The organism is Antrihabitans spumae (assembly GCF_043944905.1).
Lineage (GTDB): Bacteria > Actinomycetota > Actinomycetes > Mycobacteriales > Mycobacteriaceae > Antrihabitans > Antrihabitans spumae.
On record NZ_JBIMSN010000026.1, the window covers coordinates 60,307 to 77,587 of the forward strand.

The 17,281-nt window shown below is 63.6% G+C and carries 15 protein-coding genes; 5 read left to right on the forward strand and 10 right to left on the reverse strand.

Annotation, left to right across the window (positions count from 1 at the left end):
* Nucleotides 1-111: 111 nt before the first annotated feature.
* From ACHIRB_RS06710 to ACHIRB_RS06725, 4 genes are all read right to left on the reverse strand, one after another.
* Complete coding sequence (locus ACHIRB_RS06710; protein WP_395113735.1) at nucleotides 112-1,602, reverse strand: aldehyde dehydrogenase family protein; 1,491 nt, start codon at nucleotides 1,600-1,602, stop codon at nucleotides 112-114.
* Nucleotides 1,599-2,717, reverse strand: a complete 1,119-nt coding sequence (locus ACHIRB_RS06715; RefSeq protein ID WP_395123722.1) for an aromatic ring-hydroxylating oxygenase subunit alpha — start codon at nucleotides 2,715-2,717, stop codon at nucleotides 1,599-1,601. Before ACHIRB_RS06715 ends, ACHIRB_RS06710 begins: the two co-directional genes overlap by 4 nt.
* 68 nt (nucleotides 2,718-2,785) lie before the next feature.
* Complete coding sequence (locus tag ACHIRB_RS06720; protein WP_395127647.1) at nucleotides 2,786-5,239, reverse strand: GcvT family protein; 2,454 nt, start codon at nucleotides 5,237-5,239, stop codon at nucleotides 2,786-2,788.
* A gap of 138 nt (nucleotides 5,240-5,377) precedes the next feature.
* Nucleotides 5,378-6,193: an IclR family transcriptional regulator gene (locus ACHIRB_RS06725; protein WP_395123720.1), complete on the reverse strand. Its 816-nt coding sequence runs from the start codon at nucleotides 6,191-6,193 to the stop codon at nucleotides 5,378-5,380.
* Nucleotides 6,194-6,317: 124 nt separating this feature from the next.
* Between ACHIRB_RS06725 and ACHIRB_RS06730 the strand changes: the two genes are divergently transcribed.
* The gene (locus ACHIRB_RS06730) at nucleotides 6,318-6,665 is read left to right on the forward strand and encodes a bifunctional 3-phenylpropionate/cinnamic acid dioxygenase ferredoxin subunit (protein ID WP_395123719.1); all 348 of its coding nucleotides are present in this window, start codon (nucleotides 6,318-6,320) and stop codon (nucleotides 6,663-6,665) included.
* Nucleotides 6,662-7,846 carry an NAD(P)/FAD-dependent oxidoreductase gene (locus ACHIRB_RS06735; RefSeq protein WP_395123718.1) on the forward strand — a complete coding sequence of 395 codons (1,185 nt, stop codon included), beginning with the start codon at nucleotides 6,662-6,664 and terminating at the stop codon, nucleotides 7,844-7,846. Before ACHIRB_RS06730 ends, ACHIRB_RS06735 begins: the two co-directional genes overlap by 4 nt.
* On the opposite strand, the gene ACHIRB_RS06740 is transcribed toward ACHIRB_RS06735, so the two are convergent.
* The 6 genes from ACHIRB_RS06740 to ACHIRB_RS06765 are packed head-to-tail and all read right to left on the reverse strand — an operon-like array spanning nucleotide 7,835 to nucleotide 13,998.
* Nucleotides 7,835-8,155, reverse strand: a complete 321-nt coding sequence (locus tag ACHIRB_RS06740) for a glycine cleavage system H family protein (RefSeq protein WP_199707035.1) — start codon at nucleotides 8,153-8,155, stop codon at nucleotides 7,835-7,837. The genes ACHIRB_RS06735 and ACHIRB_RS06740 overlap by 12 nt on opposite strands.
* A gap of 31 nt (nucleotides 8,156-8,186) precedes the next feature.
* A complete protein-coding gene (gene purU / locus ACHIRB_RS06745) occupies nucleotides 8,187-9,035 on the reverse strand; it encodes a formyltetrahydrofolate deformylase (protein WP_395123717.1) in 849 nt (282 codons plus the stop codon).
* Nucleotides 9,032-9,625, reverse strand: coding sequence for a sarcosine oxidase subunit gamma (locus ACHIRB_RS06750; RefSeq protein WP_395123716.1), 594 nt, complete (start codon nucleotides 9,623-9,625; stop codon nucleotides 9,032-9,034). The genes purU and ACHIRB_RS06750 overlap by 4 nt, the downstream gene beginning before the upstream one ends.
* Nucleotides 9,618-12,443, reverse strand: coding sequence for a glycine cleavage T C-terminal barrel domain-containing protein (locus ACHIRB_RS06755; RefSeq protein WP_395123715.1), 2,826 nt, complete (start codon nucleotides 12,441-12,443; stop codon nucleotides 9,618-9,620). The genes ACHIRB_RS06750 and ACHIRB_RS06755 overlap by 8 nt, the downstream gene beginning before the upstream one ends.
* Nucleotides 12,440-12,745 carry a sarcosine oxidase subunit delta gene (locus ACHIRB_RS06760; RefSeq protein ID WP_395113725.1) on the reverse strand — a complete coding sequence of 102 codons (306 nt, stop codon included), beginning with the start codon at nucleotides 12,743-12,745 and terminating at the stop codon, nucleotides 12,440-12,442. Before ACHIRB_RS06760 ends, ACHIRB_RS06755 begins: the two co-directional genes overlap by 4 nt.
* A gap of 11 nt (nucleotides 12,746-12,756) precedes the next feature.
* Entirely contained in the window at nucleotides 12,757-13,998 is a 1,242-nt protein-coding gene (locus tag ACHIRB_RS06765) for a sarcosine oxidase subunit beta family protein (protein ID WP_395123714.1), read from the reverse strand.
* A 139-nt stretch (nucleotides 13,999-14,137) separates the two neighbouring features.
* Here ACHIRB_RS06765 and ACHIRB_RS06770 point away from each other — a divergent pair, with 139 nt between their 5' ends.
* The 3 genes from ACHIRB_RS06770 (at nucleotide 14,138) to ACHIRB_RS06780 (ending at nucleotide 17,263) form a co-directional block, all read left to right on the forward strand.
* On the forward strand, nucleotides 14,138-14,800 hold the full coding sequence (locus tag ACHIRB_RS06770; RefSeq protein WP_395113723.1) for a GntR family transcriptional regulator: 663 nt from the start codon (nucleotides 14,138-14,140) through the stop codon (nucleotides 14,798-14,800).
* Nucleotides 14,801-14,884: 84 nt separating this feature from the next.
* A complete protein-coding gene (aspA, locus tag ACHIRB_RS06775) occupies nucleotides 14,885-16,318 on the forward strand; it encodes an aspartate ammonia-lyase (RefSeq protein WP_395113849.1) in 1,434 nt (477 codons plus the stop codon).
* A 9-nt stretch (nucleotides 16,319-16,327) separates the two neighbouring features.
* The gene (locus ACHIRB_RS06780; RefSeq protein ID WP_395123713.1) at nucleotides 16,328-17,263 is read left to right on the forward strand and encodes an asparaginase; all 936 of its coding nucleotides are present in this window, start codon (nucleotides 16,328-16,330) and stop codon (nucleotides 17,261-17,263) included.
* Nucleotides 17,264-17,281: the final 18 nt, after the last annotated feature.

Consider the following 17,281-nt stretch of genomic DNA (forward strand, 5'->3'; position numbering starts at 1 on the left):
GTCTGCCTCTCTTGCGGCGTGCGAGGCCGGGACTGAACGGTTCCGACCGAGAAGATGTTTTCCGATCCTTCTGGAACATTCGTGGAGCGCTCGTGGTGCGCCGGGAAAGGGTCAGTCGCCCTTGAACCAGCCCGCTGGCTTCGGTGTGGTGTTGTGCCAGATATGTTTCATCTCTTGGTATTCCGCGAGTCCCGCCGGTCCGAGCTCGCGCCCGTTGCCCGACTTCTTGAACCCGCCCCACTCTGCGGCCGCTGTGTAGTAGCCGAAGTCGTTCAACCAGACCGTGCCGTGCCGCAGCGCACGGACTACCCGCTCACCACGCGCGGCGTCCGATGTCCGAACACCTGCTGCAAGACCGTATTCGGTGTCGTTGCCGAGCATGATCGCCTCGTCTTCCGTCGTGAACCGCTCGACGGTGAGAATGGGTCCGAACGTCTCTTCGGTGACGATGCGCATGGTGCGGTCGCATCGATCGAAGATCGTCGGTGGATAGAAACTCCCGGTCGCTAAGGTCGGATCGGCCGGGCGTTCGCCACCGACCACCAGCTTCGCTCCCTCGGAAATACCAAGAGCCACATAGGCTTCGACCTTCTCGCGGTGTTGCTCGGACACGAGTGGTCCGGTCTCGCTCGCGGGGTCTAGGCCGTTGCCGAACTTGATCTTCGCGGCACGCTTCGCCAGTTCGGCAACGAAGTCGTCGGCGATGGATTCTTCGACGATCAACCTGGTTCCCGACGAGCACACCTGACCCGAATGCAGGAACACTCCCGTCAAGACCTGATCGACCGAACTTTCCCACTCGGCGTCGGCGAACACGATGTGCGGATTCTTTCCACCGAGTTCGACGGCAGCCTTGGTCACGCGTCGGGCTGCTATTTCGGCGATCCGACGTCCCGTAGCGAGGCCTCCGGTGAACGAGATCAGGTCGACGTCGTCGGTATCGGTAAGTGCTGCACCGAGAACCGCGCCACTGCCCTGCACGAGGTTCAGCACACCCGGAGGCACGCCTGCTTCTTCGGCGAGGCGGACGAATGCGATCGTGGAAAGCGGCGTGACCTCGCTCGGCTTCGCCACCATCGTGCAACCCGCTGCCAACGCCGGTGCGATCTTCCAGGAGATCTGCAGCAGCGGATAGTTCCACGGGGCGATGAGAACGCACACGCCGATCGGCTCGCGAACCACCCTGCTGATCACTGTGGGGTCGCCGACGTCGACGAGCCGGTCCGACGACACCGCAATCAGCTCGGCGTAGTACCTGAACACCGAGACGACGTCGTCGATGTCGACTCGGCTCTCCACCAACGTCTTGCCGGTGTCGTCGGTTTCGATCCGCGCCAGTAACTCTTTGTCACGCACGAGTAGATCGGCGATGCGGGTCAGTAGCGCGGCACGCTCCGACACAGGTGTTGCGGGCCACGATCCCTCGTCGAACGTGGCTCGAGCAGCTGCGACCGCGCGGGCTGCATCGTCGGACGTCGCCTCGTCGACAACGGCGACGACGCTGCCGTCGGCCGGATTGATCAACTCGCGCTTACCGCCGTCCGACGAGTGCACCCAGGCACCGCCGATGTACAGATCCGGGAGGTCACCGCTCACGCTCATTCGCCACCTTCGTTGCCCGAATTGCCCAGCTTGCCGACTATCCAGTTGTGGAACTCGGCGATGTGATGCTCGGCAGGGACGAGCACACCCCCATGACGGTATGCCCGTGACGACATTGCCGGTTGAGTTCGCTCACATGCGTCGAAATCTTGTTCGTTGACGCGGTGAAAAAGCTCGACGGACCGCGAGACGTCGCGTCCTTCGGCAATCACATCCTCGGTGTACAACCAGTCGCATTCGACGATCGTGCGATCGTGCGCCATGGGATACATGCGGTGAAAGATGATGTGGTCGGGCACGAGGTTCACGAACACCGTCGGCCTTACCGTGATCGCGTAGTACTTACGATCCTGTTCCGGTGCGACGCCGGGCAGCGTCTCGAAGCCCGCCGAGCCGTCGATCGTGAAACCGGATACGTCGCTGCCGAACTCGGCACCATGGCCGACGAAGTACTGCGCGGCGAGCCCGTCCTTGAATTCCGGCAGCACCTCGGTCAGTTCGGGGTGGATGGTGGCGCAGTGATAACACTCCATGAAGTTCTCGACGATGAGCTTCCAGTTCGCAGCGACGTCGTAGACAACCCGCCGACCGACCTCGAGCTGGTCGATCCGATAGTTGTCGATCGCTGTCGGGTCGCCGAGCCGCTCGGTGATCGCACCCATCACCTCGGCCTCGAACGACGGCGGGTCGTCGGCGAGACACACCCAGGCGTAGCCGAGCCATTCGCGCAGCGCGACAGGAACGAGGCCGAATTCGACGCGGTCGATGTCGCGCCCGGATGCGTCCTTGAGGGACGCCATGTTCGGTGCTGCAACGAGTTTGCCGTCGAGTCCGTACGTCCAGGCGTGATACGGACACCTCAGATTTCGACGCACCTGCCCTTCGTCCTCGGTGCACAGCATCGCGCCGCGATGTCGACAGACGTTGAGGAAGGCGCGCAGTTCGTGGTCGCGACCGCGGACGACGAGCACGCTCTCGCGGCCGACCTGAATCTTTCGGAAGGCACCGGGATGTGCCAGGTCCCCGGAGCGGACCGCGCAGAACCACATCGCCTCGAGGACGTGCTCCTGTTCCGCTTCGAAGATAGCGGGGCTGGTGTAGCTTTCGCCGCCCAACGTCCGAATCAGGGCTGGTCAGGGGCGGGGTCGACAGTGTCGGGAAGGTCGGTTGTCGTCATTGTCGGCTACCTCCGAATCCTGGTCATGTCGGGATCGACGACGGGTTCGGTGTGAACGACTGCAGTCCGTGTGGTTCCCAGGTACTCGACGTTCACCCCGTCGCCGGGTTCGATGTCGGCAGGCAGCCAGGCATAGGCGATGCAGCGCCCGATTGTCGCCGAGTATGCGGCGCTCGTGACGTAGCCGACCCTCGCACCATCGATCAGGACCGGCTCCTTACCGAGGACGATCGCGGATGGATCGTCGAAGACGATGCTGCGCAACATCGTCCGAGGTTCGTCGGCCGACTCCAGCGCCGCCTTTCCGATGAACTCACCTTTCGCCGGGCGCACCGCAAAATCGACACCGGCTGCTTTCGGTGTGTGCTCGGCGGTCATGTCGGCGCCCCACGAGCGATAGCCCTTTTCGATTCGCAGACTGTTGAACGCGATCCGGCCTGCTGCGATGACGCCATGATCGCGGCCGGCCTGCCACAGCAGATCCCACAGTGCGGCACCGTGTTCGGCGGTCGTGTAGATCTCCCAACCGAGTTCGCCGACGTAGGAGACGCGCATCATCGTGACCGGAATCGCTCCGAGGTAGGTCTGCAAGGAACGGAAGTACTTCAAGCCCTGATGGGAAATATCGTCGGCGCATAGAGGCTGCACCAGTTCACGTGCTTCCGGACCCCAGACGCCGACACAACACGTGCCGCCGGTGATATCGCGCAGTGTCACCGAGCCGTCGTCGGGAAGCTGCCGAGTGATCCAGTCGAAATCGAGTGGCCCGTTCGCTCCTACTTGAAAGCTCGTCGGGCTCAGCCGTGCAACGGTCAGATCGCTGCGGATCCCGCCGGTCTCGTCGAGCATCAGCGTGTAGGTCACCGACCCCACCGACTTGTCGAGATTGTTCGTCGTCAGTCGTTGCAGCAAGTCGAGTGCCCCTGGTCCCGCGACCTCGTAGCGGGTCAGCGGTGTCATGTCGTACATCGCGACGTGCTCGCGGGTCCACACCGATTCCGCGATCGAGATAGGCGAGTAGAACTTCGCCGACCATGGGTCGCGTTCCGGGATATGGGTACCTCGATCTCGAAGCTGCTGCAGCAACGGTGCATTGGATTCGTACCAGGCCGGTCGCTCCCAACACCCGCCCTCGAAGAAGAAGGCGCCGAGTTCCTGCTCACGGGTGTAGAACGGGCTCGTCCGCAGCCCGCGCAACTTCTCCCGGAACTGATGGGGGTGGACGATGTCGTAGACCTCTACGAAGGCCTGCGAACTGGTTTCGAGAATGAAATCTGCACTGAGCGCCGGCTTTTCGAACCTGTACAGATCGCATTCGTGAACATCTGTGCGCGGTGCACCTTCGATGATCCACTCCGCCATAGCTTTTGCGACGCCGGCCGAATGGGTGACCCAGACCGCCTCGGCCACCCAGAAGCCGGACAGATCGCGGTGCTCCCCCATGATCGACATACCGTCGGGGGTGAAGGAGAAGATCCCGTTGAAACCCTCCTCGATCTTCGAATCACCCAGTGTGGGCAGCAAATGCAGGCTTTCCCGCCAGGCAGGCGCGAAATCGTCGTCGGTGAACGGCAGCATCGATGGCATCTGCTCGCTGGCGGTATCGGTCAGCAGCGTCGCCATGTCGACTGGCATCGGTTTGTGTCCGTAGTACCCGATGCCGATGCGATCGCCGTGCTCGCGGTAATACAGATCCTGATCCTGATGACGAAGGATCGGCAGACCGGCTTCGGCGATATCGCTGTTGCGGCCGACCAGTTCCGCCACCTGCCCCGTCTTGACGTATTGATGCGCCATCGGGACGAGCGGAATCGTCAGTCCGACGGTCTTGCCGAGCTGTGCGCCCCAGAAACCGGCGGCACACACGACTACGTCGGCGTCGACGACGCCGTCGGCTGTCCGGACACCTGTCACTCGGCCACCGGCATTCAGCACTTCGAGCACATCCTGATGTGGGCGAAACTGCGCTCCCCGTGCGATCGCCCGGTTGGCTTGGGCCTCCGCTGCACGCAGCGACTTGGCCAGACCGTCTGCGGGGGTATGGAATCCGCCGAGAATCCGGTCGGCATCGAGAAGCGGGTGCAGTGTCGCGCATTCGGCGGCGTCGAGCAGGCGACCGTCGATTCCCCAGGATTGCGCCCAACCCGACTTACGGTGCAACTCGGTCAGCCGCTGCGGAGTCGTCGCGACCTCGAGTCCACCGACCGGGTTGAAGCACCACCCGCCGGGATGCTCGAGGGACCCGAACTTGGTCGCGGTGTAGCGCGCGAACTCACTCATCGTCTTCGACGGATTGGTCTGAAAAACCAATCCTGGCGCGTGTGAGGTCGACCCGCCGGTCGCGAACAACGGGCCGCGATCCAGGACGGTCACGTCCGTCCAACCGCGAGCGGTGATTTCGTCGGCCAACGACGTGCCGACGATCCCGGCCCCGATGATGACGACTTTCGGCTGAGCCACAAGAGCCTCCAGTTGTTGCGCAGCACGCAACATGGTGTGCAGTACGCAACAAAGCGTGAACCTCGAAAAGCGCCTTGTCAACCAGTGTGAGCAGACGAAATTAGCCCGACACAGATTGGTTACTCGGGCGGCTGAATTTCAGCGACGAGACAGTCGGGGCAGGTACCCGAGGCGCGCGCTGATTTCGGCTCCGACGTCAACCGCCCGTGCCGCGAGATCGTCGAATCGGTCTGCGGGCATCCGATAGGCTGGCCCCGAAATTGTCAACGCTCCAACGATTTTCGAGGTGTGATCGCGCACCGGAGCCGCGAGCGCGTGCAGCCCGGTCTCCAGCTCTGCCACTGCGACAATCCAGCCTTGCTCGCGCGCCTGAGCCAAATTACGTTCGAGTGCCGAATATGTCGTAATCGTGTTATCCGTATATTTTTCGAGCCTCGCACCCAAGCGTTCGCGCAACTCCTGCGACGTGAGTTCACTGATCAACATCTTGCCGCTCGACGTCGCGTGCGCCGGACTCGCCTGACCGACCCAGGTTCGCAGCGAGACGCCCGCCGCACCCGCGGCCTCGACGATGTTGATCGCCCGATCGCCTTCGAGGATCGCGAGATTGACGGTCTCGCCCACCTCTTCGGCAAGTGCGTCGCAGCGCGCCTGAGACGCCTTCGATAGATCCTGACCCGCAACCGTGGCGCCCGCGAGTCGGACGACCGTGAACCCGAGGCGGTACTTGCCCCGATCGCTCAGCTGCTCAACGAACCCGCGCTTTTCGAGGACACCGACGAGACGCGAGACCGTGGACTTGTGTACACCCAGCTCATCGGCGATTTCGGTGATGCCTGCCGAACCTTGCGCGGCAAGAATTTCCAGGACGAGCAACGCACGATCGACCGACTGCACGGCAGCGCCGGAACGCCGGTCCGCGTCGTTGCCGTCGATCTGTTCGCGATCGCTCATGCGGCCAACGTTAGTCCGACAGGCGTTCGATGTCCGATTCTCGCCTTGACGGGCGGGGCGAAACAAGGCACCTTGTTGCATATAGCGCGTCTGTTGTGCTATAAGCAACTCGCTAAGGATTCAGATGACTGGTACAGCGACTTCCGTCACCGCCTCGACCGTCCGTGTCTGCCGCCTCGACGAACTACCGGTCGGAGAGGTCCATACAGCCAAGATTCCCGGCCGTGCAGCGATCTCGATCTTCCACACGGCCGAGGGCCTGTTTGCGATCGACGACACGTGCACACATCAGGACGCGTCGATCGCCGACGGCTGGGTAGAAGATTGCACCGTCGAATGTCCTTTGCACGAATCATGTTTCGATTTGCGCACCGGCCTCGTTTCGGGTCCGCCCGCGAAGATTGCGGTGCAGACCTACGCCGTCGCTGTGAGCGACGGCGACGTGTACCTGGAATTGCCGACCACGCCATGAATTCGCCGGATTCCATCGCGGTAGTAGGCGCATCGCTCGCCGCTCTGTCCGCTGTCCGCGCGTTGCGCGCCGAACGTTACCGAGGGTCGATCACCGTTGTCGGCGACGAAGCACACCTCCCCTACGACCGACCGCCCCTGTCCAAGGAGTTTCTGCACGGCAACGATCACAACGTGCCCCTTGTGGAAGCCGGCAGCGACGACGCGGACCAACTCGACGTCACCTGGCTGCTCGGCCGAAGGGCGATCGGCCTCACAGCGCGGCCGGACTCCCGCCACGAACTTCTCCTCGCAGACGGTTCGGTCGTAGCTGCCGATCAGGTTGTCATCGCAACGGGCGCGCGTGCCCGGACCCTTCCGGACCTGGCCGAACTCGATGGGGTCCACACCCTACGCACGCTCGACGATGCCAGGGCGCTACGGGATTCGCTCGCATCGTCGCTGCGGCTCGTCGTGATCGGCGCCGGGTTCATCGGTGCCGAGGTCGCGTCGTCGGCCGCTGCACTCGGGCTCGACGTGACGATCGTCGAAGCCTCACCGACTCCCCTTGCCGGCATTCTCGGCGCAGAACTCGGTGCTTTGTGCGTCGCCAAGCACAGCGCCAATGGAGTCCGGCTGCGGACGGGCGTCACAGTCGCGCGCCTGCTCGGAGACACGCGCATCTCCGGCGTCGAGCTGAGCGACGGCTCCGTACTGCGGTGCGAAGCGCTCGTCGTCGGCATCGGGGCTGTGCCCAACGTCGAGTGGGCAGCGATGTCGGACATCGACGTCGACAACGGCTTCCTGACCGATTCCCAATGCAGGACTTCGATTTCCGGCATCTACGCGATCGGCGATTGCGCGCGCTCCTACGTCGACGAACTCGGTACCCATCACCGAAGCGAGCACTGGACGAACGCGACCGCACAGGCGCGCACCGTCGCTCGCACGATCATGGGAAGTTCCGAAGCAACAGCGACCGCGCCCTATTTCTGGTCCGACCAGTACGGCGCACGTCTGCAATTCGCTGGGCGCCGCCGACACGACGACGAACCGAGGTTTGTCGACGGTGACGCCGATGCCGCGTCGTTCACGGTCGTCTACGAACGCTCGGGCGAGGTTGTCGCTGTGTTCGCACTCGACAACCCTCGCCTGTTCACTCGCTACCGCAAGCAGATCGAACGGGCTCGCTCACGCGTGTGACGGCAGCACCGCGAACAACCAGCCCGCACCACCCGGATCCGAGGTCGTCAACTCGGGATGCCGGCCGACCTCGTCGTTGACAATCGTGACTCGCCCGCTGACGGGTGAGAACAGCCCCGTTGTATTCGCAGCGGACGTCGCAGCGCCACACTGCATTCCCGCTTCGACGAACGTCCCGACCGTTGGCAACTCGAGTGCCGTCACAGCACCGACCGACTTTGCGGCATCCGGCGACAGGCTGACCCTTACCGGCGATTCGAAGAAGTTCCTGCTGGTAGCAATCGTCAACCAGTCGTGCTCTACAGACATGGGCCGTGCCTCTCTTCGATCGATCCGGTTCTCAACGAAATACGACGGTGCTGGTGTCGTTCAGCAGTACTCGATGCTGGCAGTGCCAGCGCACGGCCCGCGACAGCGCGATCGCTTCCGCGTCACTGCCGACCGTTGCCAGGCGCCCAGGATCGAAGGTGTGATCGATCCGAATCACCTCCTGCTCGATGATCGGCCCCTCGTCCAGGTCGGGCGTCACGTAATGCGCTGTGGCACCGACATATTTGACCCCACGGTCGAATGCCTGGTGATACGGCTTCGCACCTTTGAACCCCGGCAGGAAGGAATGGTGAATGTTGATCGCGCGTCCGTGCAGCGCGCGGCACAGGTCGTCGGACAGCACCTGCATGTAGCGCGCAAGGACGACCAGGTCGACCTCGTACTCCGAGACGAGTTCCAACAGCCGAACTTGGGCTTCGTCTTTCGTGTCCGGTGTCACCGGTACATGGATGTACGGCAGCCCGACCGCTTCTGCCATCGCCCGCAGGTCCTCGTGATTGGACACGACGGCGACGATCTCCGCGCCCAATGTGCCTGAACGCCAACGGAAGATGAGGTCGTTGAGGCAGTGTCCGAGCTTGGACACCATCACGAGAATCCGCTGCGGTCGGTCGTCGGCGATCTCGAAGGAGGTACCGAGTTCGTTCGCAATCTCGTCGAATTGGGCGGCAAGGGTTTCGGTGTTCGATTCCTCTGCCGACACGAATGCCGTTCGCATGAAGAACGATCCGCGCCGGACGTCGTCGAACTGCTGATGCTCGACGATGTCGCAACCGTGCTGGAAGAGGAACGAACTGATCGAACCTACGATCCCCGGACGTTCCTTGCAGGTCAGTGTCAGCGTGAAATTGGTTGTCATCGTTGTCCTTCGATTTCGATGAATTCTGTTGCGGAGTCGAGGATCCAGGCGGCGAAGTAGTGGGCGAACGAGGACCGGACCAGGATTCGGTAGTTGGCGCCTGTGCCGTCCACTGCCATCAGCACGACGCCCGCCTGACCGACCATGGTCTGCGCCGCGGTACCGGGAACGAACACTCGTGGATGCAGGTCGAGCGAGCAACCCTGTTCGAGAACGTCGCGGGCATGGATGCCTCGAAGTGACAGCGAGGTCCGTTGCGCCGACACGTCTGTCGCGGTTCCGCCGAACGGGCCGACCAACTCGCGCAGTTCGGTTTCGAAGGTGACGCCGGCGTCGACCGCGCTGGTGATCAGCCATTCGTCGGGACCGAGCCAGATCGCCGCGATGTCACCATCGACCGTGTATGTGGATGCCGCAGTGGGCAATTGGAACCCGATTCGAGCGGCCACCGCATCGGCTCCCGCGGCGTCCGTACGCAGATCGATCATCGTCACACACGGTTCCTCGGTCACCTGCAGCGTCGCGGGCAACACAGCGAACCGCGGTGCCCAGCTCGCCAACGGACTTGTACGCACCAAGGTTTCAGCCATCGCGACGGGCCCATTCCGGGTCTACGAGTACGGAGCCGGTGACTTCGACACGAACCAAGGTCGAGCCGATCGGCACGTGCAGAGTCTCACCGATTCGGGACCGGCCTGCCTGGACGAGAGCCAGGGCGAACGACCGGCCTAGCTCGGCCGAGCGGTAGCTCGACGTGACGTACCCGACCATGGGAACCGGTGGCGGGGGCAGAGTCTCGTCGTTGCGGAACTCGATGATCTGCGACCCTTCGGGAAGTACGACCTCGCGGTCGGTCGGCAGCAGCCCGACCAGCTGGCGGCGCAACGGATTCTGATTCTCGGCGCGTGCGAACGATCGCTTGCCGATGAAATCGAGTTTCTTCTTCGACACGGCCCAACCCATCCCGAGATCCTGCGGCGTGACCGTCCCGTCCGTGTCCTGACCGACGATCGGGTAACCCTTCTCGGCGCGGAGAACGTGCATGGTCTCGGTGCCGTACGGGGTGATTCCGTACGGCTCCCCCGCCTCGATCAGGCGTTCCCACAACGGTTGTGCGTACCAGGAATTGACGTTGACCTCGTAGGCGAGCTCGCCGGAGAAGCTGATGCGTGCCACCCGGACGGGTACCTCACCGATGCTCGTGTCGCGCCACGTCATAAACGGGAACGATTCGTTCGCGACGTCGAGGTCAGGGAACACTGCGGCGACGACGTCGCGCGAGCGCGGACCGACGACAGGGAAGGTCGACCAGTGTTCGGTGACCGAGGCCAACCGAACCCGAAGGTCGGGCCATTCGGTCTGGACCCACTCCTCCATCCATTCCAAAATCTTTGCGGCACCACCGGTTGTGGTGAACACGATGAAGCGGTTCGCCTCCAAGCGCATGACAGTGCCGTCGTCGATGACCATCCCGTCGACACCACACATCACGCCGTAGCGGACGCTGCCGACCTTCAGGTTGCTCATCATGTTGGTGTAGATCCGGTCGAGTAGTTCGCCCGCGTCGTCGCCCTGCACGTCGATCTTGCCGAGCGTCGAGCCATCCAGAATTCCGACGGACGTTCTGACGGCGGCACATTCGCGCAATACCGCGGCGTCCATGTCTTCGTTCGGCCGCGGGTAGTGCCGAGGCCGCTTCCACTGCCCGACGTCCTCGAAAACCGCGCCGTGCACTACGTGCCAATCATGCAGCGCGGTAGTGCGTTCCGGATCGAAGAGCGAGCCTCGACTGCGCCCCGCGAGTGCTGCGAAGGCAACCGGTGTGTACGGCGGGCGGAAGGTGGTGGTGCCGAGGTCCGCGATCGGCACACCGAGCAGGTCGGCCGTGATACCCGACGCGATGACACCCGACGTCTTGCCTTGATCGTGCGCGGTGCCGATTGTGGTGTAGCGCTTGATGTGTTCCATCGATCGCATCCCGGCACCGACTGCTCTGCGCAGGTCCGCGACGGTGGCATCACGTTGCAGATCGACGAAAGAGGTGGCACCCGTGCTGCCCGCGGCAGTATCAGCGACGTGCCACAGGACCAGCGGTTCGGCCTCGGCCTGCGCGCCGGATGCTTCGGGGAGCGATGTGTCATCGCCCATTCCAGCCTCCGTCGCCGCACGCTTACCGTCGCGCAGGCAGCCTGCGAGGTCGAGCACACCGTTCGCGGACCCCGCTACCTGAACGCCGTCGAGACTCTCACCAGGAACGAACGCGCCGAGTCCGTCGTCGTAGCGCAGCTTCCCGCGAACCTGGCTGAACAGGTGCACAGCGGGATTCCAGCCGCCGCTGACCAGCAGGAGGTCGCACGGGATCGACTCGCCTCCGACCAGTGCGTGACTGATTCGGTCGGTCCCGGACGTTCCACTGACCACAGCCCCGGCATGCACGGCAATACCGCGCCGAGCACATTCCTGTTGCAGCGCAACGGGTCCGTCGGTGCGGGCGTCGACAACGGCGTTGATCGTGACGCCGGCGTCGGCGAGGTCGAACGCGGCGACGTACGCGCTGTCGTTGGTCGTGAAGACGACAGCCTCACTCCCCGCACGAACTCCGTAGCGATGCAGGAACGTGCGGGCACCGTTGGCGAGCATGATGCCGGGGCGGTCGTTGTCTCCGAACACGATCGGACGCTCGTGCGCGCCGGATGCGATCACGGTGTGGCGCGCCCGAATTCGCCATACTCGTTGGCGCGAGATGTTTTTCGGTGCGTCGAAGCCGAGATGGTCGGTGCGGCGTTCGAGTGCGAGGACGAAGCCGTCGTCATAGTTGCCGAAAGCTGTTGTGCGCTGTAGGTGCCGCACCTCCGGGAAGGTCGCCAACTCCGCGACCACGTCGCGCACCCAGTCCGTGGCAGGTGCACCGTCGATGGCGTCGGCGCTACCGAGCAGCGACCCACCTGCTTCGGATTGCTCGTCGATCAGGACAACCCGGGCGCCACTTCGGGCAGCCGTCAGCGCGGCGATCAAGCCGGCGGGTCCAGCCCCGACCACAAGTACATCGGTATGCAGATGTCGTGCATCGTAACGACTTTCATCGCCCACGTCGGCCAACCTGCCGCGACCGGGAACACCTTTGGCAACCAATCCGTCGTAGAGCTCGACGGTGCTGGCCAGCAACATCGCCTCGGGAAAGGGTGCCTCGATCTGCACGAGGCCGCCGGTGTCTTCTGCCCACGCCGCGGTGATTCCGCGCGGGCGCCCGAATTTGATGCTGGTGGTGATCTTTCCGATGCCGTGTGCAAGCAACGCAGAAGCAAGGGTGTCACCGCGGTAGCCGGTCAGCGGCTGGCCGTCGAAGGTGAAGCTGTACAGGGTGTTCCGGTCGATTCGTCCGCCGGTAGTGCGATAGGACTCGGTCATGACAGCGTCGTCTCTTCGGTCGGCTTCTGCTCGGTCGGTTTCGGATCGGAGGGACGGTATACCGCCTGGAAGCGATACGTCGCGGTGTCGCGTACCGCGTTGAACCAGCGGCGGCATCCAGCTGCGTGGTACCACCGCTCGGCGAAGGCGCCCTTCGGATTCGAACGAAAGAACACGTAGTGTGCCCACTGCTCGTCGGTCAGCGCAGCAGGGTCACTCGGGTATGCGACGTGCGCTTGGCCGCCGTAGTGATACTCGGTTTCTTCACGCGAGCCACACCAGGGGCATTCGATGAGTTGCATTTCGTGCCTTTCTAGTGCGCCACGGCTGCAGCGCCGTGTTCGTCGACCAGCGCGCCCGTGACGAATCGATCGAGGCTGAAGGGTGCGATGTACGGATGCGGTTCGTCGTAGGCGAGGGTCTGAGCGAGGCACCAGCCGAGACCTGGCGTTGCCTTGAAACCACCTGTCCCCCAGCCACAGTTGAGGAACACGTTGTCGTATGGCGTGCGGCCGACGATCGGCGATGCGTCCGGGCACACGTCCACGATGCCGCCCCAACTTCGCAGCAGGTGCGCGCGAGCGAAGATCGGAAACAGCTCGACGGCCGCTGCCATCTGCCGCTCGATGATGTGGAAGGCGCCGCGCTGACCGTAGCCGTTGTAGGAGTCGATACCTGCCCCCATCACCAGCTCTCCCTTGTGCGCCTGGGAGACGTAGACGTGCACGGCATTCGACATGACGACGGTCGGGTGCACGGGCTCGAGTAGCTCGGAGACCAATGCCTGCAGTGGATGGCTTTGCACGGGAACGGCTATGCCGAGCATGTCGGTCAGCACCGACGTGTGCCCGGCCGCACACAGGGCGACTTTGCCCGCGCCGATCGTGCCGCGATTCGTCCGGACACCCGTCACGCGGTTTCCGTCGGTCTCGAACCCGACGACCTCGCAACCCTGGATGATGTCGATGCCGGCGGCGTCGGCTCGGCGTGCGAAACCCCATGCGACGTAATCGTGTTTCGCGATACCTGCGCGCGGTTGGTACGTCGCGCCAAGCACCGGATAGCGGATGTCGTCGGAGATGTTGACGATCGGACACAGCTCCTTGACGCCGTCGGGCCCGACCCACTCTGCGTCGATGCCGTTGAGCCTGTTGGCTTCTACGCGTCGCACGCTGTCGCGCACGTCCTGCAGGCTGTGCGCGAGGTTCAGCACGCCACGCTGACTGAACAGGATCGGATACCCGAGATCTTCTTCGAGCCCCTCCCACAGTTTGAGCGAGTGTTCGTAGATCGCCGAACTCTCGTCCCACAGATAGTTCGATCGAATAACCGTCGTGTTGCGGGCCATGTTGCCGCCCGCGAGCCAACCCTTCTCCAGCACAGCGACATTGGTGATGCCGTGGTTCTGTGCAAGGTAGTGGGCCGTTGCAAGTCCGTGCCCGCCGCCGCCGATGATCACGACGTCGTAGGTCCGCCGCGGTTCGGGGTTGCGCCACAGAAAGTCGGGGTGCTCCGGCTGTTCGTCGCCAGGACCCATCTGGTCGGTTCGGTACATCCAACCGTCTCCCGTCGAACAGTCTTCGCGAACTAATATATCAGTGTGTGTCGTTAGAGTAGAGTGCGTGTAGGTCGTGGTCAACAGGTCGTCCACAGGTCGTTGAAAATATTCGTCGAATCACTCGCAGGAGGCACCCGTGAGCCTTGCGCCACTGCTCACAGAGAGCGCGCCGACCGATGCGGATCGCGCCTACGAACTCATCCGCGAGCGACTCGTTCTGCTCGATATCCGCCCGAACGAGCCGATCAACGACGATGTCGTCGCGCGGTCGCTCGGGTTCGGCCGCACGCCGGTTCGCGAGGCACTGAAGCGACTCGAGCGCGATCGCCTTGTCGTCGCCTTCCCGCGGCGCGGAACATTCGCGACCACGGTCGATATAACCGACCTCGCGCACATCTCGGAGATCCGCAAGCAACTGGAGCCGCTCGCCGCGGCGCGGGCAGCGAGCAGTGCGGGCACGGCGACAAAGCTTCGCCTGACCGACCTCGCCGAGGAGATTTCCCAGATCTCCCCTGCCGACCACGACAATCGCGCACTACTGCAGATCGACGTGCGCGTGCACCGGGAGATCTACCGCGCTTCGGGCAATCCCTACCTGGAGGATGTGCTCGTCTGCCAGGACGCACACGCGACGCGAATCTGGTGCCTCTTCCTCGACCGCCTACCCGACGTGGCAAGCCATGTTCGCGAACATATTCCGCTGCTGCACGCCATCATCGACGGCGACGCGGACAGAGCCGCCGAACTGACGATCGAGCATGTCGTCGGCTTCGAGAATGCGATCCGCGCCCTGCTCTGACGCGAGCCGGTTGACACTCGACGTGAGTGCGACCACACTTGAGGCATGAACCTGTCAGACAGCCGGACAGCTGCACCCCAGTCAATGACGGCTGTCCCCCAGTTCCGCATCGAACACGACCTCCTCGGCGACCGCGAGGTCCCGGCCGATGTGTACTGGGGCATCCATACGCTGCGCGCGACGGAGAACTTCCCGATCACCGGACGAACGATCGGTTCGAACTCGCACCTCATCGCCGGGCTCGCGGCGGTCAAATGGGCTGCGGCAGCAGCGAACTGCGAACTCGGACTACTCGACTCCACCCGCGGCGACGCCATCCGTCAGGCCTGCAGGGAAATACTCGACGGCGAATGGCACGACCAGTTCATCGTCGACGTCATCCAGGGCGGCGCCGGTACCTCGACGAACATGAACGCCAACGAGGTCATCGCCAATCGCGCGCTCGAACTGCTCGGCCGGCCACGCGGCGACTACAACTATCTCCATCCGAACGAGCACGTCAACCTCAGCCAGTCGACGAACGACGTCTATCCGACAGCCGTCAACGTATCGACGGTGTTCGCGATTCGCGAGCTGCTCGACGCGATGCGGGTGCTTCGCGAAGCCTTCGTCGCCAAGGCAACAGAGTTCCGGACCGTCGTGAAGATGGGCCGCACCCAACTGCAAGATGCGGTCCCGATGACGCTCGGGCAGGAATTCGGAACCTACGCCGTCACGATGACCGAAGACAGCGCACGGCTCGAAGAAGCGTCCCACCTGGTCCACGAAATCAATTTGGGCGCAACAGCAATCGGCACGGGCCTCAACGCCGATCCGCGCTACTCGGCCCTTGCCTGTCGCTACCTGCGGGAGATCACGGGACTACCACTCGTCACCGCAACGGATTTGGTCGAGGCAACACAGGACGTCGGCCAGTTCGTCCATCTCTCCGGGGTGCTCAAGCGCGTCGCCGTCAAGCTTTCGAAGATCTGCAACGATCTTCGGCTGCTCTCGTCCGGCCCCCGCGCAGGCTTCGGAGAAATCAATCTTCCTGCAGTGCAGGCCGGTTCGTCGATCATGCCCGGCAAGGTGAACCCCGTCATCCCCGAGGTCGTCAATCAGGTCGCCTACGAGGTGATCGGCAACGATGTCACCATCACCATGGCAGCGGAAGCCGGGCAGTTGCAGCTCAACGCGTTCGAGCCGATCATCGTCACGTCGTTGACGGACAGCATGACTCACCTCGGTGCCGCCTGCCGTACGTTGGCCGAACGCTGCGTCGTCGGGATCACCGCAAACGCCGACCACCTCCGTGAGTCGGTCTCCAACTCGATCGGCTTGGTCACCGCCCTCAACCCCTACATCGGCTACCCGGCCGCGACGCTGATCGCCCAGGAAGCACTGCTGACCGGACGCAACGTCGCAGAGCTCGTGCTGGAGAAGGGCCTACTCGATCCCGCCGAACTCGATCGGATACTGCAGCCCGAACACCTCGCGAATCTCGACACCTCTTCGCACCTGCCTCCGAAAGCCACATAGGGTTTCGACATGCGCGACGTAGCGACCAAAACCATCGTGGTGGTCACGACCGGCGGCACCATCGCCGGCACGGCCAGCCCGGACGGGGCCATCCACCCGACCGTGGACGGCAGCGCATTCATCGCCAACGCCAAGGCCCCCGCCGACGTCGATCTGCGACTGCACGACCTGATGTCCACCGACAGCGCTCGGATGTCGTTCGTCGAGATGGATTCGATTGCTGCAGCCGTTGCAACAGCGATGGCGGACGAGTCTGTCGACGGTGTGGTCATCCTGCACGGCACCGACACGATGCAGGAAACGGCGATGCTCGTCGACCTGCAGCACGACGACGCACGTCCTGTCGTCTTCACCGGCGCGCAACGCCCGGCCGATCACAGCGAACCCGACGGTCCTGGCAATCTCACCGCGGCAATAGCACTGGCGGCCGATGTCGAATCCCGCGGACGCGGCGTGCTGATCAGCTTCGGCGACGAGGTCGTACCCGCGCGCGGCGCCCGCAAGGTGCACACAACCGACCTCCGCGGCTTCGACGGCACCGCGGCTGCCCGAAAGGTGCTGGGCAGGTGCGCGATTGCCGGCACCCGCGTCGACATCGTCACGCTGTACCCGGGTGTCGACGCGACAGCAATCGACGCCTACGTCGCTGCAGGTGCTTCCGGCTTGGTCCTGGAGGCAATGGGCAGCGGCAACGCGAACCCGACGGTCGTCGACGCTGTACGGCGGAGCGTCGCCGCGGGAGTGACCGTCGTTGTGACCTCACGTGTACACGAAGGACCGGTCGCAGCGACCTACGGAGGTGGCGGCGGCGGTGTCGATCTCGTTGCCGCCGGCGCACTGGTATCGACGAACCTGCGAGCGAGTCAGTCCCGAATCCTGTTGGCGGCGTTGCTCGCCCACAAGTCACCGCAGGCCGATATTGCCGATTGGTTTTCGGCGAGCTGACTATCGCCACGTCAGCAC